Genomic DNA, 9,369 nt, shown 5'->3' with positions numbered 1-9,369 from the left:
TTAGGCGAAATTTCCTACATCACTCACAGGTTCAGGTCCTCGTTCTCCGGCCGATGAGCACAATGGCCGCGCCTCCCCCTTCAGGCGCGAAGCCCTTCATCATTCAGGAGAACCGCCATGTTCGGCCCCTTGTCCCGCCTGCTTAGCAACCTGAGCGTCAAGCTCAAACTCGCCGCCGGTTTTGCCATGGTTCTGTCGCTGACACTGGCCATAACCCTGTTCGGTTGGACCGCGCTGGGTGATGCCATTGAGAGCTCAAAGCGACTGTCCAGCATTGCCCGACTCAGTGAGCTCAACAAGGATCTGCGCGCCGAGCGCATCACCTTCCGGGTGTTGGCTGACGATGAGAGCAAGGGCCAGGTACTCAAGGCCTTGAACGACATGCAGCACATGCTGGAACTCATGCTGCCGCAGTTCGACGACCCCGTAGAACTGAAATTGCTGAACGACGAGCAACAGCTCGTGCACACCTACCAGCGCGACTTCGACACCCTGCAAAAAGCCGTCACGTTGCGCATGACGCACTTTCAAGCGCTGGAGGTTCAGGAGCAGCAAGTTCTCGACACGATTGATGCCATCGAGAAGCAGCTCCTGCTCCTGCAGGATATGGAGCATAACCAGACGGCTCGCTCCAAGGCGCTGAGGTTGCTGGAGAACCTGGGCCGGCAGATCGACAATGTCAGCCAGCAACGTCAGGTGCCAGCCTACATGTCCAACCCTACCAGCGCCTTTGCCAATGTCGGCAAGCAGGCAATGACCGCTGCCGAGTCGGCACTCGGTCAGTTGGGTACGGCACTGGCTCAACTCCAGCTGACGGACACCTCGGCACTGCAGGCGAGCGGCTCAGCGCTGAGCCGCTATGGCCAGGCGCTGGATCAGTACCGTAATGCTGCCATTGCAGTCGAAAATGTACAGAATGATCTGGAAACCCTTGGCAAGCAGATGCGTGAAGTCGGCCAACGCCTGACAGACCATCAACTCAGTGTTCAAGAGCAAGAGGCAAACACCGCACAAGCCGCCCTCAGCAGCGTCTCCGCGCTGGCACTGCTGGTCGGCATTCTGGCTGCGTGGATTATCACCCTGCAGATCACCACGCCCCTGCGACACACCCTTGAGCTGGCCGCACGGATTGCTCAGGGCGACCTGAGCGGCGATAGCGAGGTGACGCGCCGGGATGAAATGGGCCAGTTGCAACGCAGCATGCACCGCATGACCTTAAGCCTGCGCGAGTTGATCGGCGGTATTGGTCATAGCACTTCCCAGCTGTCGGACGCCGTACAGACGCTTTCGGCCGTAGCCGCTCAGACGCACGGCGGTGTCAGCAGCCAGAAGGAAGAAACCGATCAGGTGGCGACCGCCATGAACCAGATGGCCGCAACGGTACAGGAGGTGGCTCGCAATGCCGAACAGGCTTCGGCTGCAGCCTGTGATGCCGACCATCAGGCCCAACTGGGCGATCAGGTCGTCGCGGAAGCCGTCGCACAAATCGAACAGCTGGCGGATCAAGTCAACCGTTCAATCCAGGCAATGGGCAAGTTGGCGCAGGAAAGCGAGCGCATTGGCAGCATTCTGGATGTGATCAAGTCGGTCTCGGAGCAGACCAACCTGCTGGCACTCAATGCCGCCATTGAGGCTGCCCGGGCAGGTGAGGCTGGACGAGGCTTCGCCGTAGTTGCCGATGAGGTACGAGGGTTGGCACAACGCACCCAGCAGTCCACCGAGGAAATCGAGGAACTGATCGCCAACCTTCACAACGGTACCGCTCAGGTCGTTGAACTGCTCGACAGCAGCAGGAACCTGACCCAGGACAGCGTTGCCCTCAGCAGAAAAGCTGGCGCGGCCCTGGCCCAGATCGCTCACAGCGTCTCGAACATCCAGGGCATGAACCAGCAGATCGCGACAGCCAGCGAAGAGCAAAGCGCAGTCGCCGAGGAGATCAACCGCAACGTGATCAATGTGCGCGATGTTGCCGAGGAAACCGCATCGGCCAGCACACAGATCACCCGATCGAGTGTGGAGCTACAGAAACTGGGCAATCAATTGACGACGATGGTCGGCCGATTCGGCATCTGAGCCTTGCGCAAGGAATGACCCGAGCATGGGGGCTGGCGAACCAGCACCCATGACACAAGCGCTACAGCACCTGGCGCAGGAACGCCTGGGCACGCAGGTCCTTTGGCGAGGTAAAGAACGCCTCGGGTGGCGAGTCCTCCAGCAGCTTGCCGTGATCGAAGAACAGCACCCGGTCCGCGACTTCGCGGGCAAAGCCCATCTCGTGGGTGACGCAGACCATGGTCATGCCTTCCACAGCCAGAGTCTTCATGACGTCCAGCACTTCACCGACCATTTCCGGGTCGAGTGCCGAGGTCGGCTCGTCAAACAACATCACCTTCGGGTCCATCGACAGTGCCCGGGCAATCGCCACGCGCTGCTGTTGGCCACCCGAGAGCCTGGAGGGGTACTCGTTGGCCTTCTGACCGATACCGACCTTCTCCAGCAATGCCCGCGCCTTGGCCTCGCGCTCCTGCTTGCTGCGCTTGCGCACCACCTTCTGTGCCAGGCACAGGTTCTCCAGCACGGTCATGTGCGGGAACAGGTTGAAGTGCTGGAACACCATGCCGACTTCACGGCGATAGGCGTTGATGTCGGTCTTCGGGTCGTTCAACTGCAAGCCGTCAATGGCCACCGAGCCCTCATCAAAACTTTCCAGGCCATTGAGGCAGCGCAGGAAGGTCGACTTGCCCGACCCCGAAGGACCGAGCACTACCAATACTTCGCCCTTGGCTACGTCGGTGCTGACGTGGTCGACAGCTCGTACCACCTGACCACGGGTATCGAAGACTTTTACCAGATCGCGAACTTCAATCACTTTGCGCGAGCCTCCGCTCAAGCCGGCTGGCGAAATGCGACAGCGGCAGGTTGATCAGCAGGTACAGGCCGGCAACGCAGAACCAGATCTCGAAGGTCGAGAACGAGGTAGTAATTGCCTCACGGCCACTTTTGGTCAATTCGGTGATTGCAATGACCGAGACCAGCGACGTGTCTTTGACCAGGCTGATAAATTGCCCTGCCAGCGGCGGCAGGACACGTTTGAATGCCTGTGGCAGCACCACATGGCGCATCGACTGGCTCGCACTCAGCCCCAGCGAGCGGGCGGCTTCACTCTGGCCACGGGCAATCGACTGAACCCCCGCACGCACGATCTCGGCCACGTAGGCACCGGTAAACAGCGCCAAGGCTGCTACCCCGGCGAACTCTCGAGACAGGTTGAGCACCGTGCCGATGAAGAAATAGAAAATGAAGATCTGCACCAGCAACGGCGTACCACGCACCAACTCGACGTACACCGTCGACAGGTCGCGCAGGGTCGGGTTGTTCGAGAGCCGACACAAACCGGCCACCAGGCCGACCAGCAGGCCCAGCACACCGGAGGCCAGCGAAATCCATACGGTGGTCCACAGGCCCCAGGCCAGCGGCCCTGCGGTCCAGTGCCGAGTGACACCCACCAGATCGCCTTCAGCAACATCGTCGCCCTTGGACAGCTGCAGGCTGTTCTGCTCGACGTCCAGCACCTGTTCGCCGCCGTCTTCGTCGCGCAGGGTGACCTTGGCCATGCTGCCCTGCTGCACAATGGCTTCGACCTTGCCGTAGCCGGCCGCGCGCTGCGCTTCTTCAGCCTGGTAAGCGAAATACTGTGGCACCCGACTCCAGCGCCACTCGTAGGAAATCACCGAGGTCGCGTAATACAGGCTGACGGCCAGGCCGACCAACACCAATGCGGTCAGCCCGTGCCAAGGCCACTGAGCTTTCTTGTGTTTAATCACGAAAGGTAGTTCCGTAAAAGCGAACGCGCAGGGCTAGCCTGCGCGTCAAGTTTCAAGCCAGTCGAACGACGGCCTTATTCCATGTCCTTGAGCCAAGCGGTGTCTTTGAACCACTTGTCATGGATACGTTTGTAAGTGCCGTCGTTGTGGATCTGGTGCAGGTAGTTGTTGATCCAGTTGATGCTGTCGTAGTCGCCTTTCTTCAGGCCGAAGGCCAGCGGCTCATAGGTGAACGGCTCGTCCAGGAACAGCAGCTTGCCAGCACCGGCCTTGTTCACCGCAACCACGTTGTAGGGGGCATCGTAAATGAACGCATCGGCTTTGCCGTTGACCACGTCCATCACGGCTTCCTGCTCGTTGTCGTAGCCGTGATACTTGGCTTTGCCGATCAGCTTCTTGGCGACCAGTTCACCGGTAGTCCCCACCTTGGAGGTGATACGGTACTCGTCGGTGTTCAGGTCTTTGTACGACTTGACCTTGTCTGCGAGCTCCTTGCGGATCAGCAGGGTCTGGCCGACCACGATGAAGGGTTCGCTGAAGTTCAGACGCAGGTTGCGTTCCTGGGTCAGGGTCATGCCGCTGCCGATCATGTCGAACTTGTCGGTCAGAAGCGCCGGGATGATACCGTCATAGCTGGTGGACACCAGCTCCAGCTTGACGCCCATGGCCTTGGTCATGGCCTTGAGCAGGTCGACTTCGAAGCCGATGATTTCGCCACGCTTGTTGGTCATCTCGAACGGCATGTAGGTAGGGTCCATACCCACGCGCAGGGTGCCGCGCTTGACTGCGTCGTCAATTGCCCCGGCCTGGGCCGTTGCCACTGTAGCCAGTGCCGCGACGCCGGCCAGCAGCATCGACAGGTACTTTTTCATCATCACCAGATCCCCCAACAGGAAAGCTCGAATTTTATTGTGATCGCAGATCGCCCTGATGGACGACGCACTGTATCGAAGTGCGCGATGCTACCCCATGCGCCGCAAGGCACATATAGGCGATAGGCACTTTGTTATGTGTTGTCGGCAGAAACGACATCGCCGGCAAGCCCAAGCCCCATGTAGGGCACTCCGGTTTGTCGGCGATGGTTGCAGCGCAGTTCAACGATCAGGCATTAGCCAGCGATGGCAACTCCTGCGACTGCGGGTGTAACGGCAACAACGGCGAATGCGGGTTGCTGGCAATCGATTGCCGCCAGACGTCCAGCCAGGCGGCACTCTGCTCGGCCCAGACACGCTCATGCAAGCGTGACAACGCTACCGGGTCACTGAGCAGTGCCAATCGGGTACTGCCGTCGAGTGCGCCAGGGCCAACCTCCAACGCCTTGGAGATACGCTCGGCGCGCAGGGCCTCGATCGGTGCAGCAACACCGTGACGCGCTGTCGCCAGGGCACAGGCCAGGGCATTCTGCTGTGGATCGACCACGGCCCGGACAAAACCGTCATTCAGTGCATGCCAACGGTTTTCATGGGTGTACTGATCAGTCGCCAGCAACTCATGCGGTGTCGCGTACTCCTCAGGGATCAGGAACAGGCGTTCATCCTTGGCGCGCAGGCCCAGGTTGACCCGGCTGGAGATCACCGAAACCGGGATCGACAGCATCAGCGAACCGACAATCGGTACCAGCCACCAGAGGAAGCTCGGGTTAAGCCATGCCACCAACAGTGCCCAGGCAACGCCCAGCAGGGTTTGCGGGCCATGCCGGCGAACAGCTTCGCTCCATGGTGTGGAGTCGTCGTCACGCTGTGGCGAGTTCCAGGTTGCCGCCCAGCCCAGGAACGCGGCCAGTACGAAACGGGTGTGGAAAATCATCCGCACAGGCGCCAGCAGCATGGAGAACAGCATCTCCAGCAGCATCGACAGCGTCACCTTGAAACGACCGCCAAATTCCTTGGCGCCCTTGGCCCAGATCAGAATGATGCTGAGCAACTTGGGCAGGAACAACAGCACAATGGTCGTCGAGAACAGCGCAATGGCTTTTTCCGGGTGCCATTGAGGCCAGAGCGGGTAGAGCTGACGTGGCTCGAGGAAGTACTGCGGCTCCATCAAGGTGTTGGTTGCCAGCAGCGCTGTCGACAGCACCAGGAAGAAGAACCACAGCGGCGCCGACAGGTAGGACATCACACCCGTGAGGAACACCGCACGGTGTACCGGGTGCATGCCCTTGACCAGGAACAGCCGGAAGTTCATCAGGTTGCCGTGGCACCAGCGCCGGTCGCGCTTGAGTTCGTCGAGCAGGTTCGGCGGCAGTTCTTCGTAGCTGCCCGGAAGATCGTAGGCAATCCACACGCCCCACCCCGCACGCCGCATCAGTGCGGCCTCGACGAAGTCGTGGGAGAGGATCGCACCGGCGAAGGCCCCCTTACCCGGCAACGGCGCCAAGGCGCAGTGCTCGATGAACGGCTTCATCCGGATAATTGCGTTGTGCCCCCAGTAGTGCGACTCGCCGAGCTGCCAGAAGTGCAGGCCGGCAGTGAACAGCGGGCCATAGACGCGGGTGGCGAACTGCTGCATGCGCGCATACAGCGTGTCCATGCCCGAGGCTTTTGGCGCGGTCTGGATGATACCGGCGTCCGGATTGGCTTCCATCAACCGCACCAGGCTGGTCAGGCATTCGCCACTCATGACGCTGTCGGCGTCGAGTACCACCATGTAACGGTAGTCCCCCCCCCAACGACGGCAGAAGTCGTCCAGGTTGCCACTCTTGCGCTTCACACGGCGACGACGACGGCGATAGAAGATCCGCCCAAAGCCTTTGGCCTCGCGGCAAACCTCCAGCCAGGCCTGTTGCTCGGCCACGGCAATATCGGTGTCGTTGGTGTCACTAAGCACAAAGAAATCGAAACGGTCGAGATCGCCCGTCGCAACCACCGACTCGAAGGTCGCCCGCAACCCTGCAAATACACGCGGGACATCTTCGTTACAGATCGGCATGACGATCGCAGTACGCGCCTGCGGCGCAATCGGCTCGTTGCCAGCACTGCTGCCGGAGATACGGTACTTGTCGCGCCCGGTCAGCAGCTCAAGGAAGCCCATCAGGGCGGTCCAGAAACCAGCAGATACCCAGCAGAAAAGGATACCGAACAAGATAAGGATGCTGGTCTGCAGTGCATACGGCCAGACCTGCTGGACGGTGGTCAGCAGGGGCTGGTTCAGGACCTCGTCGAGTTCGACGAACGACCAGCCCTGGTAGGGCAGGATGCCTTTCATGTACCAACCGGCAACGATGGTCTGCCCCAGCATCAGCGTTAGCAGGATGTAGCGGCGCAGCGAACCGACCCAGCGCCAGCGTGCAGCCGGTAGCTCGCGCTTTTCGGGCGCAGGGGCGTTTGTCCGGCCGGTCAAACGACGCCAGGCGCGGATCAGGATATTGGTCCGCCACGGCTCAGGAACCACCCGAGTGCGACGAATTGGCGGGGTAGCCTTCAGGCACAACCGACCGCTGGCATCGAGGCCGAGCATCTCGGCCTCCTCCAGCTCCTCAGCCGTACCCAAGGTAAGGCGACCTGCAACCGACGCCTGGGCGGCCTCGGCCTCCCCGGCAGACGGTTGTGCGGACAAGCGTTGATGCAGCTCGCTGAACGAGGTGCAGCTGGCCAGTTCGGCCCGCTGCTCGTCGCTCAGTGGCAGGTGTTCCAGGTATTCGCTCAGCGACCCTGGTTGTGCAGAGTGTTTACTCATCGGCAGGCAACTGATAACTCCAGGTCTCGGTCAGGACTTGTTCGGTCGTGGCCGGAGCCGTGGTGGTGGATGCCGCATCGGCGGCTGGCTGTGCGGCCGCTTTCTCGGCCTTGTCTTTGGCCTGCTTGGCAGCGGCTTTTTCCTGCTTGGTCGGCTTGGCCGGCTCAACAGGAACGTCACGTACCAGCGCAGCACGCATTTCAGTGGACTTGTTCGGGTCCTTGACCTTGAACCGCAAGGTCAGGCGCCAGCCCTGGATTTCCGGGTTGTAGCGCAGGCTGTTTTCGACCAACTCACCGTTGTCGCCAAGGCTGACCTGGCTACGTACAGCGGTGTCTTCCGGCAACGCCTTGAGCACCGGGCCTTCAAAGTCGACCAGGAAGGCCACGCTACCATCAGGCTGACGGATCAGGTTGGATTGCTTGACATCACCGGTCGAACGCAGGGTCTGCTTGACCCAACCCAGCTTCGGCGAATGCAGTTCGGACTCATCCATGGTCCAGTGCAGACGGTACTCGAACTCGGCAGCAGTGCCAGGCTCAGGCAGTTTTTCCGGGCTCCAGAACGCAACGATGTTGTCGTTGGTTTCGTCGGCAGTTGGAATTTCCACCAGGTCGACCGTGCCCTTGCCCCAGTCGCCAACAGGCTCGATCCAGGCGCTTGGGCGCTTATGGTAGTTGTCATCCAGGTCTTCGAACTGGCTGAACTCGCGCTGACGCTGCAACAGGCCAAAACCACGTGGGTTTTCCACGCTGAAGTTGCTGACGGCCAAGTGTTTCGGGTTGTTCAGCGGGCGCCACAGCCATTCGCCGTTGCCGGCATGAATCGACAGGCCTTCAGAGTCGTGCAGGGCAGGACGGTAGTTGAGCACCTTCGATGGCTGGTTGCCACCGAACAGGAACATGCTGGTCAGCGGGGCAATGCCCAGGCGGCTGACACGGTCACGCAGGAACACCTTGGACTTGACGTCAACGATGGTGTCGCTACCCGGACGCAGGGTCAGACGGTAAGCACCGGTGGAACGTGGCGAGTCAAGCAACGCATAGATGACCAGTTGCTTGTCGGTCGCCTTTGGACGCTCGATCCAGAACTCAGTAAAGCGTGGGAACTCTTCGCCAGAAGGCAGTGCCGTGTCGATAGCCAGACCACGGGCAGACAGGCCATAGGCTTGCCCCTTGCCGACCACGCGGAAATAGCTGGCGCCCAGCAAGGTCATGATTTCGTCTTGCTTGTCAGCCTTGTTGATCGGGTACAGCACGCGGAAGCCGGCGTAACCGAGCTTTTCAGTGGCCTTGCTGTCAAAGCTCAGGTCACCGAAGTCAAAGCGGCTGGCGTCGTACTTGATTTCGTGGACTTTGCTGCCGACAACCTCGTTGATCGTCACAGGGGTGTCGAAGTGCATGCCCTGGTGATAGAAGGACAGCTTGAACGGCGTCTTGGCCTTGGCCCATTCGGCCTTGTCTTCACGGAAGCGAATTTTCTGGTAGTCCGCGAATTTCATTTCGCGGAACACTGCGGGCAGGTTGCTCTTCGGCGCCTCGTACTTCTGCCCGGCAAGATCCTTCGCCTTGGCCGCTACATCGTCAAGGTTGAACGCCCAGAGCTGGCCTGCGCCGAGCAGGCAGACGAGCGCCGAGCCGGCTGCCAGAGCCTTGCGCAGCCGATTGCCAGAAGTTCTTGGTGCATTACAGGGACTTACAATCACGAGCAACCCTCGCCGAAAACAGATCAAAGAACCAACTGCCAGCCATCGCTTGCCGGGTTGGCGAGCACTGTTCGGACTCCGAAAGGGCGTAATGATTCCCTAAACGGCGTCAGACAGTTCTCAAGTTAAAGTAAAACAAATCGGCGAACGCCGATCTTGGTAGCG

At 60.3% G+C, this 9,369-nt stretch carries 6 protein-coding genes; 1 reads left to right on the top strand and 5 read right to left on the bottom strand.

Annotated elements, in window-relative coordinates; genetic code table 11:
• Positions 1 to 117: 117 nt before the first annotated feature.
• Complete coding sequence (locus EKA13_RS17810; protein WP_065760653.1) at positions 118 to 2,073, top strand: methyl-accepting chemotaxis protein; 1,956 nt, start codon at positions 118 to 120, stop codon at positions 2,071 to 2,073.
• Positions 2,074 to 2,134: 61 nt separating this feature from the next.
• Here the strand turns inward: EKA13_RS17810 and EKA13_RS17805 are convergent, their stop codons facing one another.
• The 5 genes from EKA13_RS17805 to EKA13_RS17785 form a co-directional block, all read right to left on the bottom strand.
• On the bottom strand, positions 2,135 to 2,869 hold the full coding sequence (locus EKA13_RS17805; RefSeq protein WP_065760652.1) for an amino acid ABC transporter ATP-binding protein: 735 nt from the start codon (positions 2,867 to 2,869) through the stop codon (positions 2,135 to 2,137).
• Positions 2,862 to 3,824, bottom strand: coding sequence for an amino acid ABC transporter permease (locus EKA13_RS17800; protein ID WP_065760651.1), 963 nt, complete (start codon positions 3,822 to 3,824; stop codon positions 2,862 to 2,864). Before EKA13_RS17800 ends, EKA13_RS17805 begins: the two co-directional genes overlap by 8 nt.
• A gap of 74 nt (positions 3,825 to 3,898) precedes the next feature.
• On the bottom strand, positions 3,899 to 4,696 hold the full coding sequence (locus EKA13_RS17795; protein ID WP_176717448.1) for a transporter substrate-binding domain-containing protein: 798 nt from the start codon (positions 4,694 to 4,696) through the stop codon (positions 3,899 to 3,901).
• A gap of 229 nt (positions 4,697 to 4,925) precedes the next feature.
• The gene (gene mdoH / locus EKA13_RS17790; RefSeq protein ID WP_065760649.1) at positions 4,926 to 7,499 is read right to left on the bottom strand and encodes a glucans biosynthesis glucosyltransferase MdoH; all 2,574 of its coding nucleotides are present in this window, start codon (positions 7,497 to 7,499) and stop codon (positions 4,926 to 4,928) included.
• Positions 7,492 to 9,204 carry a glucan biosynthesis protein G gene (locus tag EKA13_RS17785; protein WP_065760648.1) on the bottom strand — a complete coding sequence of 571 codons (1,713 nt, stop codon included), beginning with the start codon at positions 9,202 to 9,204 and terminating at the stop codon, positions 7,492 to 7,494. The genes mdoH and EKA13_RS17785 overlap by 8 nt, the downstream gene beginning before the upstream one ends.
• Positions 9,205 to 9,369 lie beyond the last annotated feature (165 nt).

Origin of the sequence: Pseudomonas defluvii (genome assembly GCF_001695625.1) — a bacterium.
GTDB classification, from domain to species: domain Bacteria; phylum Pseudomonadota; class Gammaproteobacteria; order Pseudomonadales; family Pseudomonadaceae; genus Aquipseudomonas; species Aquipseudomonas defluvii.
The sequence above is the reverse complement of the archived record's forward strand: the minus strand, read 5'-3'. Positions and strand labels throughout refer to the sequence as shown.